The organism is Pseudomonas sp. CC11G, assembly GCF_056174845.1.
This window is the reverse complement of record NZ_JBWBZC010000010.1, coordinates 102,387-121,196: the sequence shown is the minus strand read 5'-3', so window position 1 is coordinate 121,196 and position 18,810 is coordinate 102,387. Positions and strand designations below refer to the sequence as shown.

Here is an 18,810-nt window from a genome sequence, read left to right as displayed (position 1 = left end):
CGCTCAATGAAACCAACGCGTCTGCTGTTACTGCTGGTTGGCGGCCTGCTGAGCCTGGCAATTGTGCTGGGCGTTCTGCATGCGCTGGCCGTGCACGTGCCGGCCACCCTGCACACGCTGTGGTGGGCGGCGCTGTTTGCCTTGGCGCTGGTCAGTGCGCTGGACGTGCTATGGCTACGGCAACTGCCCTCGCCACACCTTAGCCGCACGTTGCCCGGCAACCTTTCGCTGGGCCGCTGGGGCGAGGTGCAACTGGTGGCCCAGCACGGCTTCAAACACCGCCAGCAACTGGAAGTGTTCGACCATGTGCCGGCCGGCATGGACGTAGAGTTTCTGCCCCAACGCATCGAACTGCGGCCCGGCGAGCAAACCCAATTCAGCTACCGCGTGCGCCCATTGGTACGCGGCCACTTCAGCTTCGAACGCTGCGAGGTGGGCATGCCCAGCCCGTTGCGCTTATGGCAAGGCCGCCGTTACCTGGACCTGCCCGGCGCCACACGCGTGTACCCCGACTTCGCCCGCCTGTACGACGCCAGCCTCAAAGGCGTGGACGACTGGCTCGGCCAGCTCGGCGTGCGTCAACAACAACGCCGCGGCCTCGGTCAGGAATTCCAGCAACTGCGCGAATTCCGCGACGGCGACACCCTGCGGCAAATCGACTGGAAAGCTACCGCCCGCAAACGCACACCGATCGCCCGCGAATACCAGGACGAGCGCGACCAGCAGATCATCTTCCTACTCGACTGCGGCCGCCGCATGCGCAGCCAGGACGGCGACCTCTCCCACTTCGACCACGCCCTCAACGCCTGCCTGCTGCTCAGCTACGTAGCCCTGCGCCAAGGCGATGCGGTAGGCCTGGCCACCTTCGCCGGCGACCAGCAGCGGTTTCTCGCGCCGGTCAAAGGCCAGGCGCACTTGAACGTGCTGCTCAACGCCGTTTACGACCTGAAAAGCACCCAACGCCCCGCCGACTACGCCGCCGCGATTGACAGCCTGATGGCCCGGCAACGGCGTCGGGCGCTGGTGGTGATCGTCAGCAACCTGCGCGACGAAGACGACGAAGAACTGCTGGCCGCCGCCAAACGCCTCGGCCGCCAACACCGCGTACTGATCGCCAGCTTGCGCGAAGAAGTGCTCGACAGCTTGCGCCACAACCCCGTGCACAACTACGAAGAAGCGCTGGCCTACTGCGGGACGGTGGACTACCTGAATGCGCGGGCCGGGCTGCATGAGCGGCTGATTGCGCATGGGGTGCCGGTTTTGGATGCGCGGCCGAGTCAACTTGGGCCGGAGCTTGTTGAACGGTATCTTGCGTGGAAAAAAGCAGGCGTCTTCTAGACCGCGTGCGCCCCGGCCCTCACCCCTAGCCCCTCTCCCGCACGCGGGAGAGGGGAACTCAATCGCGGCAGTTTGAAGCTTTTGATCTGGCTTTTGATCGTGATCTGCCCGCCCCTTGAGCGCAGGCCGAGCGGAGTCGTTGCGTAAGGGGTCGTAGCGGCCGGGAGCCGCGGAGAGTCCTGAGGGCCATGGATGGCCCTTCAGGACGGCCCCTGGAGTAACGACGGAGGGAGGGAAGTCGGAGCGCAGCGTAGACCCAAGGTGGGGGCTAGCGTTTTTGGTTACTTTTGTCGCAATGACAAAAGTGACTCGCGCGTAAGGCGCGAAACAAAAACGCCCAGCACACGCGGTAAAGAAGAAAACCGTCCGCCAGAAGATCGCTGGATTCCCGCCTGCGCGGGAATGACGGTGATGGGTTCAGACCGGCGTAGCCAAAGTCTGAAACGTGAAGTACTGCCGCAAAGCATCAACCATCTCAACATACTCAGCCGGCGGCGCCACCAGAGAAAACCCCGAATCCCATCCCCCGGCGTCACATCCTCCCGGCACCACTGGCACGTAGCCGAGAAATTAATCACCCGCACCCCACTGGGCCCCGGAATCTTCAGGCACATCTCAAACCGAGCCCCCACCAACATCGGCAACTCGCTGATCAGCATCAAGCCGTCCAGCGACACATTGCCAATATGGCCCATGGGCTTATCAGTAATACGGTTAAAGACATTCAGGTAATACGGCAACTGATGTCGATCGATTCGGCGTTCACTTCGCATGATGGCAAATCGCTACGGGCGGCCTTTGAGTATGGCCTCTGTATCGAGGTTGAGCCACCCTCACTCGCATTCCTGAGCGATCTGGCCACTGAGTTGGCGACGAGCGGCGTCCAATTGCTGGTCGGTGTAATACACCCGCTCACCCTTAGCATCGATCGAATAGTACGACCGCCCCGTCGGCATCTGCCGCAGCTGGTAACGCAGCTGGCTGCAGGTCTTGGCTTGTTCGGCAGCGGCTTGAGACGCCTGCTGCTGCGCTTTTTCGCGCTCATCACTGCGGGCTTTGTAGAAGTTCTGCGTGCGCTCTTCACGCTGCCGGGTCACGTCATCACGCTGGATAACCTGCGGTTTGACCTCCACCTCGGTCGCCCCGGAAACCGGTTGCTCACCGAAATGCACGCCACCCTGGGCATCTGTCCATTTATAGATTTGCGCTGTCGCCTGAAAAGGCAACAACAACGGCGCCAGCAAGAGCGCACCCAACACCAGCAACCGCATGGCCTTCCTCCCTGAATACACAACAACGCCCGGAACAAGACCGGGCGTTGCCATCTTCCCTAACCCCTCAGGGCTTGCCAAGCGCCGTCTTCAAGTTACAGCGGCGCGGCGGACACCTTGGCCGCCGGGTTAGGCTTGTGGCCCAGTTGTTCCAGGGTGTCGAGCCGCGCGCGGGCCCGATAGGCGTACTCGCTCGACGGGTAGCGGGCGATGATGAACTGATAGGTTTGCGCGGCGTCGACGTACAAATTCTCGCGTTCCAGGCACTGGCCACGCAGCAGTGAGATTTCCGGCTGCACATAACTGCGCGAGCGGCTTTTGCGCTCGGCTTGCGACAGCTCCAGCATGGCCTTGTCGCAATCGCCGGCGTTGTATTGCTCGTAGGCTTTGTCCAAGTGGTAATCCAGCGACGCACTGCTGCAGCCTGCAACACTGAGCGCCCCGGCCAGAATAAGTAAAAATCGCATAGGCATATCCTCCATTGAGGAGTGTATCGACAGCCTCGGAAAAAACTGCAGATGGAATATGAGCATATCCTCCGATTGGAACTGCGCCAGCACCCTTGGTCCCGCGCCAGGCCGTGGCTAGACTGGCCGAGCACCGGCAACAACTATAAGAACAAGGAACGCCCATGCCCGCTCGCTCACTGCTCCCCCTGCTCTGCTGCCTGGCCGTTACGGCCTGCGCGCCCACTACGCCGTTGTTTCTAGCCCAGGTCGGCACCCAGGGCGTGGCCGAATCCAAGGAGCTGAAAAACAACCGCATGCTCGCCGCCATCGAAGACGAAGGCGACCTGCTCACCTACAGCGCCATGGCCATCCGCGACGGCACCAGCGCCAAGGCCGAAGCCACCTATATGCAGGGCTATGAAGACCAGAAGCTCAGCGACGAAGTGCGGGCCATTTCCCTGTACCAGATCGGCCTTATTTATATGAGCCGCTTCAACGACCAGCGCGACGACACCAAGGCCCTTAACACCCTCTATAAAGTGCGCAACGAATTCGCCCAGACCCGCGCCGCCGCCCGCAGCGAACAGCGCATCGCGCTCATCAGCCAGCGCGCCAACGAACCCTTGCAGCAAAACGCCCGCGAGCTGTTGGCCAACTGGAAGCCAAGCCAGAACCTCGACCTCAATAAGGCCAGCCTCGACCCGGACATGACGTTGCTGTCGCGTCGCGCCGTATTGAAAGATCGTGTCGCCGAAGCTGAGGAGCTATACCGAGTTGCCCTCAAAGATCCCGCCGTGGAACCGTCGATCAAGGAAGAAGCGCTGTACCAGGTAGCGCTGATGTACCTGGCGCCCGACAACCCGCACCCCAGCCGCGACAAGGCCATCGAGTACCTGCGCCAATTGCTCGCCCAGTACCCCAATAGCGAACTGCGCGAAAAAGCCGCCCGCCATCTGGATACCGCACTGAATACCATCACCCCTTGAGCAGCGCGCCATAAACGCAAGGTGAAGGTAGTGCAGCGGAACAATGACTACAGCGTACGGGCATAGTAGCCTCGGGTTCTGCTCGCCCTTTGGAGTCTTTACGCATGACCTTTCGCCGCACCAAAATCGTCGCCACCCTCGGTCCAGCCAGCAACTCGCCTGAAGTTCTGGAACAACTGATTCTCGCCGGCGTCGATGTATGCCGCCTGAACTTCTCCCACGGCACTCCGGACGAGCACAAAGCGCGCGCCAATCTGGTTCGTGAAATTGCCGCCAAGCACGGCCGCTTCGTGGCGCTGCTGGGCGACCTGCAAGGCCCGAAGATCCGTATCGCCAAATTCAAAGACAAGCGCATCGAGCTCAAAGAAGGCGACAGCTTCCGCTTCTCCGTCACGCACGCGCGTGATGCCGGTACCCAGGAAGTGGTCGGCATCGACTACCCGGACCTGATCAAAGACTGCAAAACCGGCGACGAGCTGCTGCTCGACGACGGCCGCGTGGTGATGCTGGTGGAATCGACCACCGCAGACGAGCTGCACTGCCGCGTCCTCATCGGCGGCCCGCTGTCCGACCACAAAGGCATCAACCGTCGTGGCGGTGGCCTGACGGCGCCGGCACTGACTGCCAAAGACAAAGCCGACATCAAGCTGGCTGCCGAGATGGAGCTGGATTACCTGGCCGTCTCCTTCCCGCGTGATGCGGCCGATATGGAACTGGCCCGGCGCCTGCGCGATGAAGCCGGCGGCACGGCCTGGCTGGTGGCGAAAATCGAACGCGCCGAAGCGGTAGCCGACGACGAAACCCTCGACGGCCTGATTCGCGCCTCTGACGCCGTGATGGTGGCCCGTGGCGACCTCGGCGTGGAAATCGGCGATGCCGAGCTGGTGGGCATTCAGAAGAAAATCATTCTGCACGCCCGTCGTCTGAACAAAGCGGTGATCACCGCTACGCAGATGATGGAATCGATGATCAGCAGCCCGATGCCGACCCGTGCCGAAGTGTCAGACGTGGCCAACGCCGCGCTGGACTTCACCGATGCGGTAATGCTCTCGGCCGAAAGCGCCGCCGGCCTCTACCCGGTTGAAGCGGTAAAAGCCATGGCGCGCGTGTGTGTCGGTGCGGAAAAACACCCGACCAACAAACGCTCCAGCCACCGTCTGGGCCACACCTTTACCCGTTGCGATGAAAGCGTGGCCCTGGCGGCCATGTACACCGCCAACCACTTCCCCGGTGTGAAAGCGATCATCGCCCTGACCGAAAGTGGTTACAGCCCGTTGATCATGTCGCGCATTCGCTCGCAGGTGCCGATCTTCGCCTTCACCCCGCACCGCGAAACCCAGGCCCGTGTGGCCATGTTCCGCGGCGTGTACACCGTACCGTTCGACCCGGCAGCGCTGCCGGCGAACAAGGTGAGTGAGGCGGCGATTGAAGAGCTGGTGAAACGCGGCGTGGTGCAGCCGGGGGATTGGGTGATCCTCACTAAAGGCGATAGCTACCACACCACTGGTGGCACCAACTCCATGAAGATCCTGCACGTCGGTGAACCACAGGTTTAGGTTTTCCTGGAAAACCCACATCACTACCGTCATTCCCGCGCAGGCGGCGGTCCGACGATTCGGAATCCAGAATTTTCGCAACCTTCCAGATTCTGGATCCCCGCCTTCGCGGGGATGACGGTGGATGTTCTGCTCCGTCGGTCTCTGACCTAACCGGTCTTTACGCGAATTTGGAAAAATCCGGTTTGCGCCGCTGCATAAACGCTGACAACGCTTCAATCGCCTCAGGCGAGCGCAGCCGTTGGTTGAACAGCGCCCCTTCATCTGCAATCACCTGGCGCAGTTGTTCCCGGCCAGGGCCACGCATCAATTCCTTGCTCACTTCCACCGCTTTGGGCGGCAAGTGCTGGAAGCGTTTGGCCATTTCCTTGGCTTTGGCCAGGGTGGCGGCGCCGCTTTCCAGTGCCTGATTGGCGATGCCCCACTCGGCAGCCTGCGCACCCGTAAATGACTCACCGAGCAGCAATAGTTCGGCGGCTTTGGCGTGGCCGACCATCTGCGGCAGGATAAAACTGGAGCCGTATTCCGGGCACAAGCCCAACGCCACGAATGGCATTTTCAGTTTGGCGTCCTGGCTTACGTACACCAGATCGCAATGCAGCAGCAGCGTGGTACCGATGCCCACAGCCGAGCCGGCCACGGCGGCGACCACGGGCTTTTTCATTTCGAACAGGGCACGCATAAAGAAGAACACCGGGCTGTCCATGCCGGTGGGCGGCTCTTGCAGGAAGTCGGCGATGTCGTTGCCGCTGGTGAAGCATTCTTCACCGCCGCAAATCAGCACGGCGCGTACGCTCGGGTCGTTGTCGGCTTGTTCCAGAACCTCGGCCATGTGGCTGTACATGGCGCGGGTGAGCGCGTTCTTTTTATCGAGACGGTTCAGGCGCAGGGTCAGCAAACCCTCTTCGCGCTCGACCAGTACATGTTCGCTCATAACCATCCTCACGCATGGGGCAAGAACAGGTCGGCGTACATTTGGTTGCGCGGCAGACCTGCCAGGTAAAGCCTGCGCGAAAAGGTTTCGATACTCGCAGGCTGGCCGCAGAGTAAGGCGTGGGTTTGCCGTGAAACAAGGCGTAGTTCGGCCAAAGCGGCTGGCAACTCGGCCGCTTCCACCAGTTCGATTTGCAACTGCGGATGACCTGCCGACAGCGCCTGCAATTCGCTGGCAAGGTAGTGCTCGCTGCTATGGGCGGCCACGTGCATAAGACGAATATTGCCTTGGTGATCTTGCCGCAATGCCTCACGCAACAAGCCATAGAGCGGCGCCAGACCGGTGCCCGCGCCCATCAATAGCAGCGGCCGCTGCTGCCAGTCGGGGTCGTAGTGCAAGGCGCCGCCGCGCAGCTCGCCCAGGCGCAGGGTATCGCCGGCCTGGAACTGCCGCGCGGTATCGCTGAAGGCGCCGCTGTGGCGACAGTCGATATGAAACTCCAGCCACGGGTCTTCACCGGCGAGGCTGGCCAGCGAGTACGGCCGGGCAATGCCGGAGTTGGTCCATAACAGGATGTGCTGACCGGCGCGATAACGCAGCGGCCGCTCGGGCGTCAGCCGCAAACGCAGCACGTTGGGACTGGGCCAATCGACGCTGGTAATGGTGGCCGGCAGGCCGTCGCGCACGGGGTCGAACACTTCAACGTTGAGGTCGTCGACCACCCGGCACTGACACGCCAGCCTCCAACCCTGCTCACGCTGGGCAGCACTCAGGGCATCGGGGTTGTTATCCAGCGGCTCGCCGCCCACGCAGCGCACCATGCAGGCATGGCAACTGCCAGCGCGGCAGCTGTAGGGCACAGCAACGCCAGCACCGAGCAAGGCATCCAGCAGATTGCTGCCAGGGCTTACGGGGATCGCCTGGCCCGCGACACGCAGCTCAGGCACCACTGCCCTCCCAGGCCGCGTGGCAGCAATTGCGCCCACTGTGTTTGGCGCGGTACAGCGCCTGGTCGGCGCGATGCAGGGCTTCGTCCAGGTCGTCGCCGGCTTCAAGCAGGGTCATACCGGCGGACAGACTGATGCTCTCCACCTTCACGCCCACCGGCTCGGCTCCGGCAAAGGCTTCGCGCAGGCGCTCGCAACAAGCGGTGAGTTGGTCGGCATCGGTGTTGGGCAGCAGCAGCACGAATTCTTCGCCGCCGTAACGGGCCAGTACATCACCGTCGCGCAGACAGGCCTGGGCCACGGTGGCGAAGGTTTGCAGCACGCGGTCGCCGCTGGCGTGGCCGTGCTGGTCGTTGATGCGTTTGAAATGGTCGAGGTCGATCAGCGCCAGGCCGTGCCGCCGCTCCAGGCCAAGGTTCTCCAGCTCGCGGGCGGCCAGGCGCAGAAAGTGCCGGCGATTGAACAGCCCGGTGAGTTCGTCGGTGGCCACCAGGTCTTCGAGCTGGCGCATCATGCCGCGCAGGGTGTCCTGGTGCGCTTGCAGGGCGAAGCGACGCTGGCGCATGCGTTGGCGCAGGGCCTGCACGTAGCCGGCAAACAGGCTCAGCCACACCAGCATTACCGCCAGTACGCCGACTTGCAGCGCGGCGAGCTTGGGGTCGGGTAGGCGCATTTGAAACGCGTCCCACAGGTTCACTAGGGTAAAACCGAAGAAGGCGAACGCGGCGCAGCGGGCAAACACCCGCGGCGCGAGTTGAAACACGCCGAACAGCAGAATCAATAGATAGAACACCAGCATGGTGCCGCGGGCACTGTGCAGGTTGTACATAAGGTAGGTGAGCAGGCTGAGGGCGACGAGAACTTGCGGGGCGGTGAGGCTGGGGTCGTTAAAGCGCAGGTTGGTGCCGCTGATGAAGATGCCGAAGAACGCCAATTGACTGATGATCACCAGGCTAGCGCACAGCACCGCAGTGGAAAGTTCGGCCTGATACTGACCGCTCACCACCAGCACCACAAAAAGCAGCAATGTCAGGCCGTAAGTAGCCGCAGCCATGCCAAATCGCTTCAGCAGCAGGCTTTGCAGGGCTTTCTGTGTCCCCTTCTTTTTCGCGCTGCTCATGGGCTCCGTCCCGTACTGGCATCTTGCTGTCACTGTACCTAGGTGCTAGCCAAAAACCTAGTACGCCTGTTCGTGCGTTAATCGACCAAGGTCTATCGTCACCGGGTGGGCCAATGTCGCCCTGCGCGTTATACTGCCGCGCCTTTTTTGCCTTACCGAGCCTGCCGGGCTTAGCCCTGCGCGCTTAGATGTTCCCGTGTTTATAGAGGAGCGCGCTGCATGACCGTGATCAAGCAAGACGACCTGATTCAGAGCGTCGCCGACGCTTTACAGTTCATTTCTTATTACCACCCCGTGGACTTCATCCAGGCGATGCACGAAGCCTACCTGCGCGAAGAATCGCCAGCGGCCCGTGACTCCATGGCGCAAATCCTGATCAACTCGCGCATGTGTGCCACCGGCCACCGCCCGATCTGCCAGGACACCGGCATCGTCACCGTATTCGTACGCGTAGGCATGGACGTGCGCTGGGACGGCGCCACCATGGGCCTGGACGACATGATCAACGAAGGCGTCCGTCGCGCCTACAACCTGCCGGAAAACGTGCTGCGCGCATCCATCCTCGCCGACCCGGCAGGCGCGCGTAAGAACACCAAGGACAACACCCCGGCGGTCATCCACTACTCCATCGTTCCCGGCAACACCGTGGAAGTGGACGTGGCGGCCAAAGGCGGCGGCTCCGAGAACAAATCGAAGATGGCCATGCTCAACCCGTCAGACTCGATCGTCGACTGGGTATTGAAAACCGTGCCCACCATGGGCGCCGGCTGGTGCCCGCCGGGCATGCTCGGCATCGGCATCGGCGGCACCGCCGAGAAAGCCGCGGTAATGGCCAAGGAAGTGTTGATGGACTCCATCGACATCCACGAGCTCAAAGCCCGCGGCCCGCAGAACAAGCTGGAAGAAATGCGCCTGGAGCTGTTCGAGAAGGTCAACCAACTGGGCATCGGCGCCCAGGGCCTGGGTGGCCTGACCACCGTGCTCGACGTAAAGATCATGGATTACCCAACCCACGCGGCCTCGCTGCCGGTGTGCATGATCCCCAATTGCGCCGCCACCCGTCACGCGCACTTCGTGCTCGACGGTTCCGGCCCGGCTTCGCTGGAAGCGCCACCCTTGGACGCCTACCCGGAAATCGTCTGGGAAGCCGGCCCATCGGCCCGTCGCGTCAACCTCGACACCCTGACCCCGGAAGACGTGCAGAGCTGGCAGCCAGGCGAAACCGTGCTGCTCAACGGCAAAATGCTCACCGGCCGCGATGCCGCGCACAAGCGCATGGTCGAAATGCTTAATAAAGGCGAAAGCCTGCCAGTGGACCTCAAGGGCCGCTTTATCTACTACGTTGGCCCGGTTGATCCGGTTGGCGACGAAGTGGTGGGCCCGGCCGGTCCGACCACGGCTACGCGGATGGACAAGTTCACCCGTCAGATCCTTGAGCAAACTGGCCTGCTGGGCATGATCGGCAAGTCCGAACGTGGCCCGATTGCCATCGAAGCCATCAAGGACAACAAAGCCGTATATCTGATGGCCGTTGGCGGCGCCGCTTACCTGGTGGCGCAAGCCATCAAGAAGTCCAAGGTGCTGGCCTTTGCTGAGCTGGGGATGGAAGCCATCTACGAGTTCGAAGTGAAGGACATGCCGGTGACCGTAGCGGTCGACACCAAGGGCGAGTCGGTGCATATCACCGGCCCGGCCATCTGGCAGAAGAAAATCAGCGACAGCCTGGCGGTTGAAATCTAAACGCCACTAAAGCGCAGTAAAAATACCCGGCCATGTGCCGGGTATTTTTTTGGCGTCAGAAAAAGTAGATAAAAGCGACAGGGTCAATGTCATACACGACACTATGGCGAATGTCTTACAGACGGTAGTGGCAAGCTGACATACCCGTGAGTAAGATTGGCGCCACGGAAATGACGGAATATGCGTACAGACCCCGGGGCAGGAACCCGGATCGCTATGGATGGTTTTAACGCTTTGCTGCCTGAGTGCAGACAACCCGAACCATCAAATGAGCGATTTCGTATGACCAGCAGTAGTCGTTTTGCGTCCCTCGTTGCAGCCGTAGCATTCACCCTCATGGGCGCTCAAGCCCAGGCAGGGCAAGCCTCCGGCAATCTGGCCATCGGTATCACCATTACCTCCGCATGCGAATTGAGCAGCGGTAGCAATGGCCAATCTGTCCGCGTTGAAAACCACAATTGCGACGGCATCAACAGCTTCCGTGTTGACCGTGAAAGCAACGGTGCGCGCACTGAATCCCCGCTGAAGAGCAATGCGGTCAGCGACGTTAAAGGCTCCGAAGCCGGTCCTACCGTGGTCACTTTGTACTGGTGATTGTCCTACAAAAGTAAGCCAGGACGCTTTCACGTAAGTCCTGTCCTACAAGATAAGAGCGAAATGCTTACAGACTAACCGGGTAGTTCATTTCTTCCGGTCGCATTTATCTCCCTCCCCCGCGCTAAAACGCCCTTATACCTGCGACCGACTGGCCACCAGACTCAACGGCGCCTGCTTGTCTTTTGGCTGAGCCAGATACCGGCAGCAACTCACCCGCAGAAACGACGCGAAGTTCACCACTTCACCGCGGTAGTCCATCACTTCCTCGTACAGCTTGCTGATCAGCTGATTGGTCGTCATGCCATCGACGGCGGCGATCTCGGACAGAATGTCCCAGAACTGATTCTCCAGCCGCAGGGTGGTCACCACCCCGCAGATACGCAGGGACCGCGAGCGCGACTCGTACAGAATGGGATCCGCCTTTACATACAACTCGCACATGGGCCCTGCTCCTTCTAAAGATGGCGTGGCAGCTTACAGCGTGATCTGGGTGCCCAACAGCAGCAGGAAACCCGCCAGCCAGTTCGGGTGTGCGGGCCAGGCCGGCGCGCTGACCAGATTGCCCTCGATATGGGCGTGGTCCACGGCGATTTCCACATAGGTGCCGCCCGCCAGCTTCACTTCCGGCGCGCAGGCCGGATACGCGCTGCACTCACGGCCTTTGAGAATGCCGGCGGCCGCCAGCAGCTGCGCGCCATGGCACACGGCGGCGATAGGCTTGCCGGCTTTGTCGAAGGCTTTCACCAGGTCCAGCACCTTCTTGTTCAGGCGCAGGTACTCCGGGGAACGGCCGCCGGGTACCACCAGGCCGTCGTAATCCTTGGCCTTCACCTTGGCGAAGTCGAAGTTCAGGGCGAAGTTATGGCCGGGCTTTTCGCTGTAGGTCTGATCGCCTTCGAAGTCATGGATGGCCGTGCGCACGCTCTGCCCGGCGGTTTTGTCCGGGCACACGGCGTGGACGGTATGGCCGACCATCTGCAGGGCCTGAAACGGCACCATCACTTCGTAGTCTTCAACGTAATCGCCAACCAGCATCAGGATCTTTTTAGCGGCCATCAGGGGTATCTCCGGGCAGGTGAATAAGTAAGTGCGTGGCCAGTATTGCCGCGCCACTTACGAGGCAGGTAATAGGCTAGTACTACCTGCCCAATTCGCCCTTAAAGCCCTAACGCACCCCAAAACCCGCCCTCTTTCACCTGCACACCATCGGCAGAAAACCGCTGCGGCGCCTGAAATTCATGGGTGGCGGCGATTTCTTTTTCCGCCAGAGAGGCAGGCACCAATTGCAGCGGCCCATCGCCCAGCGTCGGCGTGCCCTCGGCCAGCGGTGGCGGATTCAGTTCGTCATAGCGCAGGTAGTACGTGCCGCCCGCCCCTACATCGAGGTTGAAACCGGCAATGCGGGTGAAGTCGAGCATGCCGTCGGCCAACGCCGTCCAGAACGAGCCGAACAGCGGCCGACGCATTTCCAGCGGGTAGCTCGCCATATCCAGTTCCAGCACCAGGTAGCTGTTGCTGGGCAGGCTGCCGATCAGCTTTTTATTGAGGAACAGGCCGGGGGCTTCGATTTCCTGATCGGCCCAGTCGCTTTGCGGGCGATAGAGGTAGACCAGCGCGTGGTCTTCATCGCTCAGGGCGTGAGCGGTGAAGAGCGGGCCGTCGTTGGTATCAAGAAAGGCGCCGGGGGAAGAGCAGCCGGCCAGGCACAGCAGCAGAAAAACAACGAGTGGGTGATGTCGGCTCAAGCGCGCATTCCTCTTATGGTTATGGCGCTGAGACTAAGGAAGTGTGTCCATGCAAGCACCCGACAAAAGGCTGGAAATTACCGTTTGCAGGAATCGAGGCTGAAGCCTCGATTGGCCTTGAGCTATTTGCGGCGATCCAGCAGCGTTACCACGACCCGATCCAACCACCCCCACAACCGCTGCTGCATGCGTTTCCACAACGGCCGCGACTTCCACAGCTCCAGGGTAATTTCCTTGCTCTGGGCAAAGTCGTTGGTAAAGCTCTGCACCACTGCGGCGGTCAACGGCGGCTCCACTGCTTCCAGATTGGCTTCCAGGTTGAAGCGCAAATTCCAGTGGTCGAAGTTGCACGAGCCAATGCTGGTCCAGTCATCCACTAGCACCATTTTCAGGTGCAGAAAACACGGCTGGTATTCGAAGATTTTTACCCCGGCGCGCAGCAGACGCGGGTAGTAGCGCTGCCCGGCGAAGCGCACCGGCGGGTTGTCGGTTTGTCGGCCGGTGAGCAGCAGTTGCACGTCCACGCCGCGCTGGGCGGCCTTGCGCAAGGAGCGGCGCACTTTCCAACTGGGCAGAAAATACGGCGTGGCCAACCAGATACGCCGCTGCGCGCTGTTCAACGCGCGCACCAGCGACTGCACGATATCGCGGTGCTGCATGGCGTTGGCATACGCCACCCGCCCGAGCCCCGCACCGCCCACCGGCAACATCGGAATGCGCGCCCGCGGCCCCGGTTTGAACGGCAACCACGCGCGGTTCTGCGGGTTGGCCAACCATTGCTGCTCGAACAGATGCTGCCAATCCGGCACCAGCGGGCCGGTGATTTCCACCATCACTTCGTGCCAGGCGCTGTGGTCTTCGCCGGGTGTCCAGAAGGCGTCGGTCACCCCGGTACCGCCCACAAACGCCACTGCACCGTCCACCAGCAACAGCTTGCGATGGTCGCGGTACAGGTTGCGCTGCCAGCGCCAGATCTTGATCGGGTTGTAAAAGCGCAGGTCGATGCAGGCCTTCACCAGGCGTTCGCGGTCCACAACGGACAAGGCCGCGCTGCCGAAGCCATCGAACAGGCAACGCACCTGCACGCCGCGCTCGGCGGCGGCACACAGCACCTGCACCAGCAGGTCGACGCAGGCGCCCGACTCCACCAGGTACAACTCAAGCTCCACCTGGCGCTGCGCACGGGTGATGCATTCAAACATTCGGGGGAAAAACTGCGGGCCGTCCACCAGCAACTCAAAACCGTTGTCGGTACGCCACGGGTAGATACGTCCTGGCATCAGGCCTGCTTCCTTTGCGGTTCCAGCACAGATAACTCCAGCATCAACGCACGGTAAAAATCAGCACGGCGCCCACCGGCACCGACCAACTGATCGTGGAAACACCCGCCAATTTGCGCAGCGCCTCAAGGCCGTCGCTGAGGTCGAAATCTTCAACCTGCAGCACCAGCGGCGCCAGCGTCACCACTTGAAAACGTTGTTCATCCAAACGAGTCACCAGCAGTTCCGCGGTATCGGTTTGCCGCCGGCCATGCAGTTCGACCGTCAACGGCAGGCGCAATTCCAACTGCGCACCGGGCGCCAGATTGGTGATAGGCGCCAGGTCGAGTTGCGCCGTAATCAGCGCCTCTGGGAAGTGCTCGGTATCGAACAGCAGCGTGCGCAAACGCTCGTCACGCAGGGGAATGCCGGTGCTTGCCGAGTCCAGCTCGACCCGCAATGTAGCCGCGCCGTTGTCGTCGATCTGGCCATGCAGGGTTAGAAAGCGATGCACCTCGGACAACTTGCCGCCCTTGGTGGAAATAAAAGACAGGCGCGAGGACTCGTTATCCAGGTACCAGCTAGCGTGCGCAGCTGGCAGGAACAGCACGGCGAAAAGAAAGGTAAACAGCTTGAACATTCGGGCTCCAGCAAACGAAATCAGGCGGCACGTTGGCCGCCTGAGTCTGGCATGCAAATCCCGAATTAGTTCGAGGAAGCCGGCAGCTCAGCCGCCTGTGGCAGCAACTGGCAGCCTTCGCGCTGGCTTTTCCACTGCGCCGTTTGCGTGCTGCCCAGACCACGGGCGGTTACGCGTTTGTTGGCCGCATCATCAAAAAAGCCGCTGATGGGGATGATCTGTTTGACGTAGGCCTTGCAGTAGCCCGCCTCGTTATCCATCACATAGCGGCACGAGCAATATTCCTTGGCGGACAGCGCGCCAATGATGCCCGGGAAGGCGGCAAGGTGAACGCGATTGACCCACGCCAGGGCGGCAAGGGCCAGCACAATCACCAACAACACACTGCTGAACGGACGGCTTTTGATAAAGGCGCTCATTATTTGCGCTCCTGAACGAATGCCGCCTGGGCGAGCTTCAACAATTCATCGTGGGAGTAGCTGTGGTCGCGGTCATCGGCGTAACGCACGATCACCAGGTTTTCCTTGGGCAGCACATACAGCCCCTGGCCCCAGTGGCCGAGAGCGGCGAAGGCGTCGTCCGGCACATCCGGCCAGGGCTTGGCGGCGCCTGCAATCGGCACGTTCAGCCACCATTGGCCGCCGGGAATGGCTTCGCCTTCGGTCTCCTTGGTGGGCTGGTAATTGGCGAACGGCGTACGGTTGAAATCGACCCAGGCTTTAGGCAGCAACTGCTGCTCGCCCCAACGGCCATCACGCTCCATCAGCAAGCCGACCCGCGCCAGATCGCGCGCGGTCAGGTAGGCATAGGAGGAGCCGACGAAGGTGCCGGCGGCATCGGTTTCCCATACCGCGCTGGTAATGCCCAGCGGTTCGAACAAAGCCGTCCACGGGTAATTCTTGTAAGCCTCGGGGCCGACCATGCCACGCAAAGCGGCCGACAACAGGTTGGCGTCGCCACTGGAATAGAGGAAGCGCGTGCCCGGCGTAGCGGCCTGCCCGAAACCGGCCGTGAACGCCGCCATATCCGTGCGACCACGGGTGTAGAGCATCGCCACCACGCTGGATTTCACCGGCGCGTATTCATAGCCCTCTTGCCAATCCAGGCCCGAGGCCCAGTTCAGCAAATGGCCAATCTTGATATCCGGGTGCTGGCTCATCGGCGGGTAGAACTTGGCCACCGGGTCGTCGAGCTTGAACAGGCCCTTGCCATAGGCGACGCCGAGCGTGGCGGCCATCAGACTTTTACTGACCGACCAGGCCAGGTGCGGCGTGCTGGCCTTGGTGGGCCCGGCGTAGCGCTCATAAATAATCTGCCCGTCGCGAATCACCAGCAGCGCATCGGTGCGCACGCCTTTGCGGCTTTCGTCGTCACGCTGGGGAAAGGCATACGCTTCCAGAGCCGCAATAGCCGGGCTGGCAGGTGCCGGGGCTACGGCCCAATCGGCTGCGGGCCAGGTTTCGGCGAAGGCATGGGGAATGGAGCACAGCAGGCCGAGCGCAAGGCTCAGGCGGCGTAAGGCGGGAGCGGGCATTGGGCAGCCTCTTGTTGGAGAAGGCGCCAACCCTAGCATGGGGCCGATAAACGGCAATAGCGCCGAACGCGCCGCAGAAGGCGACGGTTCGGCGCGAATAGTCAGCCCCTACGAGCGCTACAGCGCGGCCAGGGCATTTTGCAGCCGTTTCTCCCGCGCCGCGCGGGCGATTTCCAGCAGGTTGCTGTCGCGCTTCCACAAGTCTTGCCAATGGGGTTTGCCAGCATCCATGGCGAGATCGATTTCAGCGCGCAGGTGGTTGAACTGGTCGAACACCCCAGCCAGCAGCAAATGGGTGGAGGGCTCGTTTATGCCCTGGCGGGTGATTTCCGCGCAACTGCCCAGCAGTGCGAGCAAACGCAGTTTCAGCGGTTGCGGCCAGGCATTGTCGCTGCCCACGCCGTACAGCCAGGCGAGCAGCGCGGTAAGCACATGCAGGTCTTCCAGGGTGCGGAACGGTTTGGCGTAAGCGTCCCAGCCATCGCCGGGCAAGCGCTCGCACTGCGCAGCGTCCAAGTGCAAACGCCCGTGGCTGATATCCGGCATCAGCGAGAGCGGTGGCAGCACTTCCACGCGCACGCCGGGTGCGCCGGTGTAGGCCACACACAAGGCCATTTGCGGCGACGCGCCGGGCAGCTCGCTACGCGCGGCCACCAACAGCCAGTCGGCCGCATCGGCGGCGGTGACGAAATCCTTGCGGCCGGACAGGCTCAGGCCCTCCAGACGGGTCTGCATATCGGCCGGCCGCACGCTGCGGTTTTCGGTTACGCACATGGCGCCGAGCGTCCAGGGCGCCGACGGCCAGAGCGCGCGCAACGCGCCTTGATAGCCAGCAAGAAACGCCAGGCCCGGGGTTTGGGCCAGCCGGCCACCGACCAACGCCAACTCGAAAGGTGTAACCCCTTCGCCCAGCGTGGCCAGCAGCGCCGCATACCAATCTTCCAACCCTGTTCCCGTCGGCAGGCGCTCGGCGCAGGCGAGCAGTCGTTGCCAATACATAAGCGCGTCCTCGTTCACTGTCATGCAAGCATCACCAAAGGTTCATGGTGATGACACCGGGTATTCCTAGCCTGAGCTTGCCCAACAAGGTCGACCGGCTGCAACTCAATCAAGCCGGCTTATGGAGGCTACTCGATGTCTACAATCGCCCGCACTCGCGACACCACCGCCGAACGCCGTCTGCAGGCCGAACGCCTGGTCGGCCCTCGCGCCCTGCGCGAAGCCCAGGCCTTGCGCTTTAGCGTATTCAGCAAAGAGTTCGACGCCAAGCTCAAAGGCGCAGAATTTGGCCTGGATATGGACGATTACGATAGCCACTGCGCCCATATCGGCGTACGCGACCTGAACAGCGGCAAGCTGGTCGCCACCACCCGCCTGCTGGACCACAACGCCGCCCGCAGCCTGGGCCGTTTCTACAGTGAAGAAGAATTCAGCCTGCACGGCCTGGCGCATTTGCAGGGCCCGGTGTTGGAAATTGGCCGCACCTGCGTCGACCCGGCCTACCGCAACGGCGGCACCATCGCCGTGCTGTGGAGCGAACTGGCCGAAGTGCTCAACGAAGGCGGATACAGCTATCTGATGGGCTGCGCCAGCATTCCGATGCAAGACGGCGGCATTCAGGCCCAGGCCATCATGCAGCGCCTGCGCGAACGCTACCTGTGCACCGAACACCTGCGCGCCGAACCGAAAACCCCGCTGCCGAGCCTGGACCTGCCGAGCAACGTAATTGCTGAAATGCCGCCGCTGCTCAAGGCGTATATGCGCCTGGGCGCCAAGGTGTGCGGCGAGCCGTGCTGGGACCAGGATTTCCAGGTGGCCGACGTGTTTATTCTGCTCAAGCGCGACGAGCTGTGCCCGCGTTACGCCCGCCACTTCAAGGCGGCCGTGTGATGAACAAGGTGCGCCTGTACGGGCGCATCGCCAGGCTGCTGGCCACCGTCGGCCTCGGCCTGCTGGTTGCCGGTGCCATGACCCTGGTGGAGCGTCTGCACCTGCGCAATGAAAGCACCATCCGCCAGCACCTCACGCGTTGGTACCTGGTTCGTTTGAGTGCGGCGTTGCCGTTCAAGATCGAAGTGCTCGGCAGCCTGCCCAAGCAACCGATGCTGTGGATCAGCAATCACGTGTCGTGGACCGATATCCCATTGCTGGGCATGTTGGCGCCGCTGTCGTTTCTGTCCAAGGCCGAAGTGCGCACCTGGCCGGTGGCCGGTTGGTTGGCCAAGAAAGCCGGCACCCTGTTTATTCGCCGCGGCTCAGGCGACAGCGCCCTGCTCGGCCAGCAACTGCTCGACCACTTGCAGCAACAGCGCTCGCTGCTGATTTTCCCTGAAGGCACCACCACCGATGGCCGTCAGCTGCGCAATTTTCATGGCCGTTTGCTGAGCAGTGCCATTGAAGCCGGCACGGCCTTGCAGCCGGTGGCTATTCGGTATGTGCGGGATAACCAGATCGACGTCGAGATCGCGCCGTTTATTGGTGACGACGATTTGATTTCGCACCTGGTGCGGTTGCTGTCCAGCGATGTGGCCAGCGTGCGGATTCATCTGTTGGAGCCGATTGAAACCGTTGGCGCGTCGCGCAATGTGCTGGCCAAGCAGGCGCATCGGGCGATTGGGTTTGCGTTGTTTGGTGAGATTGAGGCGGTGGACGTGGAAGAGCCGGATACCGAGTTGGCAGCATAGTCCTGCGTAC

The 18,810-nt window shown here is 61.7% G+C and carries 20 protein-coding genes and 1 pseudogene; 7 read left to right on the top strand and 14 right to left on the bottom strand.

All coding sequences use genetic code 11. From position 1 onward, the window contains the following. Positions 1 to 6: 6 nt before the first annotated feature. Positions 7 to 1,338: a DUF58 domain-containing protein gene (locus AC0V2S_RS14110; protein ID WP_475510293.1), complete on the top strand. Its 1,332-nt coding sequence runs from the start codon at positions 7 to 9 to the stop codon at positions 1,336 to 1,338. A gap of 417 nt (positions 1,339 to 1,755) precedes the next feature. On the opposite strand, the pseudogene AC0V2S_RS14105 reads toward AC0V2S_RS14110, so the two are convergent. The 3 genes and pseudogenes from AC0V2S_RS14105 to AC0V2S_RS14095 form a co-directional block, all read right to left on the bottom strand. Next, positions 1,756 to 2,111 (bottom strand): annotated as a pseudogene (locus tag AC0V2S_RS14105) (PilZ domain-containing protein). Between the two features lie 60 nt (positions 2,112 to 2,171). Beyond that, positions 2,172 to 2,609, bottom strand: coding sequence for a DUF4124 domain-containing protein (locus AC0V2S_RS14100; protein WP_475510292.1), 438 nt, complete (start codon positions 2,607 to 2,609; stop codon positions 2,172 to 2,174). 95 nt (positions 2,610 to 2,704) lie between these two features. After that, positions 2,705 to 3,076 carry a tetratricopeptide repeat protein gene (locus AC0V2S_RS14095; protein WP_475510291.1) on the bottom strand — a complete coding sequence of 124 codons (372 nt, stop codon included), beginning with the start codon at positions 3,074 to 3,076 and terminating at the stop codon, positions 2,705 to 2,707. A 164-nt stretch (positions 3,077 to 3,240) separates the two neighbouring features. On the opposite strand from AC0V2S_RS14095, the gene AC0V2S_RS14090 reads away from it, so the two are divergent. Both AC0V2S_RS14090 and pyk read left to right on the top strand, forming a co-directional pair. Then, the gene (locus AC0V2S_RS14090) at positions 3,241 to 4,044 is read left to right on the top strand and encodes an outer membrane assembly lipoprotein YfiO (protein ID WP_475510290.1); all 804 of its coding nucleotides are present in this window, start codon (positions 3,241 to 3,243) and stop codon (positions 4,042 to 4,044) included. Between the two features lie 104 nt (positions 4,045 to 4,148). Then, positions 4,149 to 5,600 (top strand): pyruvate kinase, encoded by a 1,452-nt coding sequence (pyk, locus tag AC0V2S_RS14085; RefSeq protein ID WP_475510289.1) that lies wholly within the window; start codon positions 4,149 to 4,151, stop codon positions 5,598 to 5,600. Between the two features lie 160 nt (positions 5,601 to 5,760). On the opposite strand, the gene AC0V2S_RS14080 is transcribed toward pyk, so the two are convergent. The 3 genes from AC0V2S_RS14080 to AC0V2S_RS14070 are packed head-to-tail and all read right to left on the bottom strand — an operon-like array spanning position 5,761 to position 8,601. After that, positions 5,761 to 6,534, bottom strand: coding sequence for an enoyl-CoA hydratase (locus tag AC0V2S_RS14080; protein ID WP_475510288.1), 774 nt, complete (start codon positions 6,532 to 6,534; stop codon positions 5,761 to 5,763). Positions 6,535 to 6,542: 8 nt separating this feature from the next. Then, positions 6,543 to 7,481, bottom strand: coding sequence for an iron-sulfur-binding ferredoxin reductase (locus tag AC0V2S_RS14075; RefSeq protein WP_475510287.1), 939 nt, complete (start codon positions 7,479 to 7,481; stop codon positions 6,543 to 6,545). Next, entirely contained in the window at positions 7,474 to 8,601 is a 1,128-nt protein-coding gene (locus tag AC0V2S_RS14070; protein WP_475510286.1) for a GGDEF domain-containing protein, read from the bottom strand. The genes AC0V2S_RS14075 and AC0V2S_RS14070 overlap by 8 nt, the downstream gene beginning before the upstream one ends. Positions 8,602 to 8,820: 219 nt before the next feature. On the opposite strand from AC0V2S_RS14070, the gene AC0V2S_RS14065 reads away from it, so the two are divergent. Both AC0V2S_RS14065 and AC0V2S_RS14060 read left to right on the top strand, forming a co-directional pair. After that, complete coding sequence (locus AC0V2S_RS14065; protein WP_475510285.1) at positions 8,821 to 10,341, top strand: fumarate hydratase; 1,521 nt, start codon at positions 8,821 to 8,823, stop codon at positions 10,339 to 10,341. A gap of 282 nt (positions 10,342 to 10,623) precedes the next feature. Then, a complete protein-coding gene (locus tag AC0V2S_RS14060; RefSeq protein WP_475510284.1) occupies positions 10,624 to 10,935 on the top strand; it encodes a hypothetical protein in 312 nt (103 codons plus the stop codon). Positions 10,936 to 11,070: 135 nt separating this feature from the next. Here AC0V2S_RS14060 and AC0V2S_RS14055 read toward each other — a convergent pair whose 3' ends face one another. The 8 genes from AC0V2S_RS14055 to AC0V2S_RS14020 all read right to left on the bottom strand — a co-directional run bounded on the left by AC0V2S_RS14055 (position 11,071) and on the right by AC0V2S_RS14020 (position 17,115). Next, a complete protein-coding gene (locus AC0V2S_RS14055) occupies positions 11,071 to 11,379 on the bottom strand; it encodes a ribbon-helix-helix domain-containing protein (RefSeq protein WP_475510283.1) in 309 nt (102 codons plus the stop codon). A 33-nt stretch (positions 11,380 to 11,412) separates the two neighbouring features. Beyond that, positions 11,413 to 11,997 carry a DJ-1/PfpI family protein gene (locus tag AC0V2S_RS14050; protein ID WP_475510360.1) on the bottom strand — a complete coding sequence of 195 codons (585 nt, stop codon included), beginning with the start codon at positions 11,995 to 11,997 and terminating at the stop codon, positions 11,413 to 11,415. A gap of 98 nt (positions 11,998 to 12,095) precedes the next feature. Next, a complete protein-coding gene (locus AC0V2S_RS14045) occupies positions 12,096 to 12,683 on the bottom strand; it encodes a DUF2846 domain-containing protein (protein ID WP_475510282.1) in 588 nt (195 codons plus the stop codon). Positions 12,684 to 12,805: 122 nt separating this feature from the next. Beyond that, positions 12,806 to 13,963 (bottom strand): phospholipase D-like domain-containing protein, encoded by a 1,158-nt coding sequence (locus AC0V2S_RS14040; RefSeq protein ID WP_475510281.1) that lies wholly within the window; start codon positions 13,961 to 13,963, stop codon positions 12,806 to 12,808. A 43-nt stretch (positions 13,964 to 14,006) separates the two neighbouring features. Then, positions 14,007 to 14,582 carry a YceI family protein gene (locus tag AC0V2S_RS14035; RefSeq protein WP_475510280.1) on the bottom strand — a complete coding sequence of 192 codons (576 nt, stop codon included), beginning with the start codon at positions 14,580 to 14,582 and terminating at the stop codon, positions 14,007 to 14,009. Positions 14,583 to 14,647: 65 nt separating this feature from the next. Continuing rightward, positions 14,648 to 15,001 carry an amidase gene (locus tag AC0V2S_RS14030; RefSeq protein WP_475510279.1) on the bottom strand — a complete coding sequence of 118 codons (354 nt, stop codon included), beginning with the start codon at positions 14,999 to 15,001 and terminating at the stop codon, positions 14,648 to 14,650. Beyond that, the gene (locus AC0V2S_RS14025; protein WP_475510278.1) at positions 15,001 to 16,116 is read right to left on the bottom strand and encodes a serine hydrolase domain-containing protein; all 1,116 of its coding nucleotides are present in this window, start codon (positions 16,114 to 16,116) and stop codon (positions 15,001 to 15,003) included. The genes AC0V2S_RS14030 and AC0V2S_RS14025 overlap by 1 nt, the downstream gene beginning before the upstream one ends. A gap of 117 nt (positions 16,117 to 16,233) precedes the next feature. Next, on the bottom strand, positions 16,234 to 17,115 hold the full coding sequence (locus AC0V2S_RS14020) for an acyl-CoA dehydrogenase middle domain-containing protein (RefSeq protein WP_475510277.1): 882 nt from the start codon (positions 17,113 to 17,115) through the stop codon (positions 16,234 to 16,236). A 135-nt stretch (positions 17,116 to 17,250) separates the two neighbouring features. Between AC0V2S_RS14020 and olsB the strand changes: the two genes are divergently transcribed. Then, positions 17,251 to 18,006, top strand: coding sequence for an L-ornithine N(alpha)-acyltransferase (gene olsB, locus AC0V2S_RS14015; protein ID WP_475510276.1), 756 nt, complete (start codon positions 17,251 to 17,253; stop codon positions 18,004 to 18,006). Further along, positions 18,006 to 18,800 carry a lysophospholipid acyltransferase family protein gene (locus tag AC0V2S_RS14010; protein WP_475510275.1) on the top strand — a complete coding sequence of 265 codons (795 nt, stop codon included), beginning with the start codon at positions 18,006 to 18,008 and terminating at the stop codon, positions 18,798 to 18,800. Before olsB ends, AC0V2S_RS14010 begins: the two co-directional genes overlap by 1 nt. Positions 18,801 to 18,810: the final 10 nt, after the last annotated feature.

Excerpts from the sequence above, each read along its gene's own strand:
- AC0V2S_RS14110 (WP_475510293.1), top strand. The coding sequence starts at position 7 with ATGAAACCAACGCGTCTGCTGTTACTGCTGGTTGGCGGCCTGCTGAGC.
- AC0V2S_RS14100 (WP_475510292.1), bottom strand. The coding sequence starts at position 2,609 with ATGCGGTTGCTGGTGTTGGGTGCGCTCTTGCTGGCGCCGTTGTTGTTG.
- AC0V2S_RS14095 (WP_475510291.1), bottom strand. The coding sequence starts at position 3,076 with ATGCGATTTTTACTTATTCTGGCCGGGGCGCTCAGTGTTGCAGGCTGC.
- AC0V2S_RS14090 (WP_475510290.1), top strand. The coding sequence starts at position 3,241 with ATGCCCGCTCGCTCACTGCTCCCCCTGCTCTGCTGCCTGGCCGTTACG.
- pyk (WP_475510289.1), top strand. The coding sequence starts at position 4,149 with ATGACCTTTCGCCGCACCAAAATCGTCGCCACCCTCGGTCCAGCCAGC.
- AC0V2S_RS14080 (WP_475510288.1), bottom strand. The coding sequence starts at position 6,534 with ATGAGCGAACATGTACTGGTCGAGCGCGAAGAGGGTTTGCTGACCCTG.
- AC0V2S_RS14070 (WP_475510286.1), bottom strand. The coding sequence starts at position 8,601 with ATGAGCAGCGCGAAAAAGAAGGGGACACAGAAAGCCCTGCAAAGCCTG.
- AC0V2S_RS14065 (WP_475510285.1), top strand. The coding sequence starts at position 8,821 with ATGACCGTGATCAAGCAAGACGACCTGATTCAGAGCGTCGCCGACGCT.
- AC0V2S_RS14060 (WP_475510284.1), top strand. The coding sequence starts at position 10,624 with ATGACCAGCAGTAGTCGTTTTGCGTCCCTCGTTGCAGCCGTAGCATTC.
- AC0V2S_RS14055 (WP_475510283.1), bottom strand. The coding sequence starts at position 11,379 with ATGTGCGAGTTGTATGTAAAGGCGGATCCCATTCTGTACGAGTCGCGC.
- AC0V2S_RS14040 (WP_475510281.1), bottom strand. The coding sequence starts at position 13,963 with ATGCCAGGACGTATCTACCCGTGGCGTACCGACAACGGTTTTGAGTTG.
- AC0V2S_RS14035 (WP_475510280.1), bottom strand. The coding sequence starts at position 14,582 with ATGTTCAAGCTGTTTACCTTTCTTTTCGCCGTGCTGTTCCTGCCAGCT.
- AC0V2S_RS14030 (WP_475510279.1), bottom strand. The coding sequence starts at position 15,001 with ATGAGCGCCTTTATCAAAAGCCGTCCGTTCAGCAGTGTGTTGTTGGTG.
- AC0V2S_RS14025 (WP_475510278.1), bottom strand. The coding sequence starts at position 16,116 with ATGCCCGCTCCCGCCTTACGCCGCCTGAGCCTTGCGCTCGGCCTGCTG.
- AC0V2S_RS14020 (WP_475510277.1), bottom strand. The coding sequence starts at position 17,115 with ATGTATTGGCAACGACTGCTCGCCTGCGCCGAGCGCCTGCCGACGGGA.
- olsB (WP_475510276.1), top strand. The coding sequence starts at position 17,251 with ATGTCTACAATCGCCCGCACTCGCGACACCACCGCCGAACGCCGTCTG.
- AC0V2S_RS14010 (WP_475510275.1), top strand. The coding sequence starts at position 18,006 with ATGAACAAGGTGCGCCTGTACGGGCGCATCGCCAGGCTGCTGGCCACC.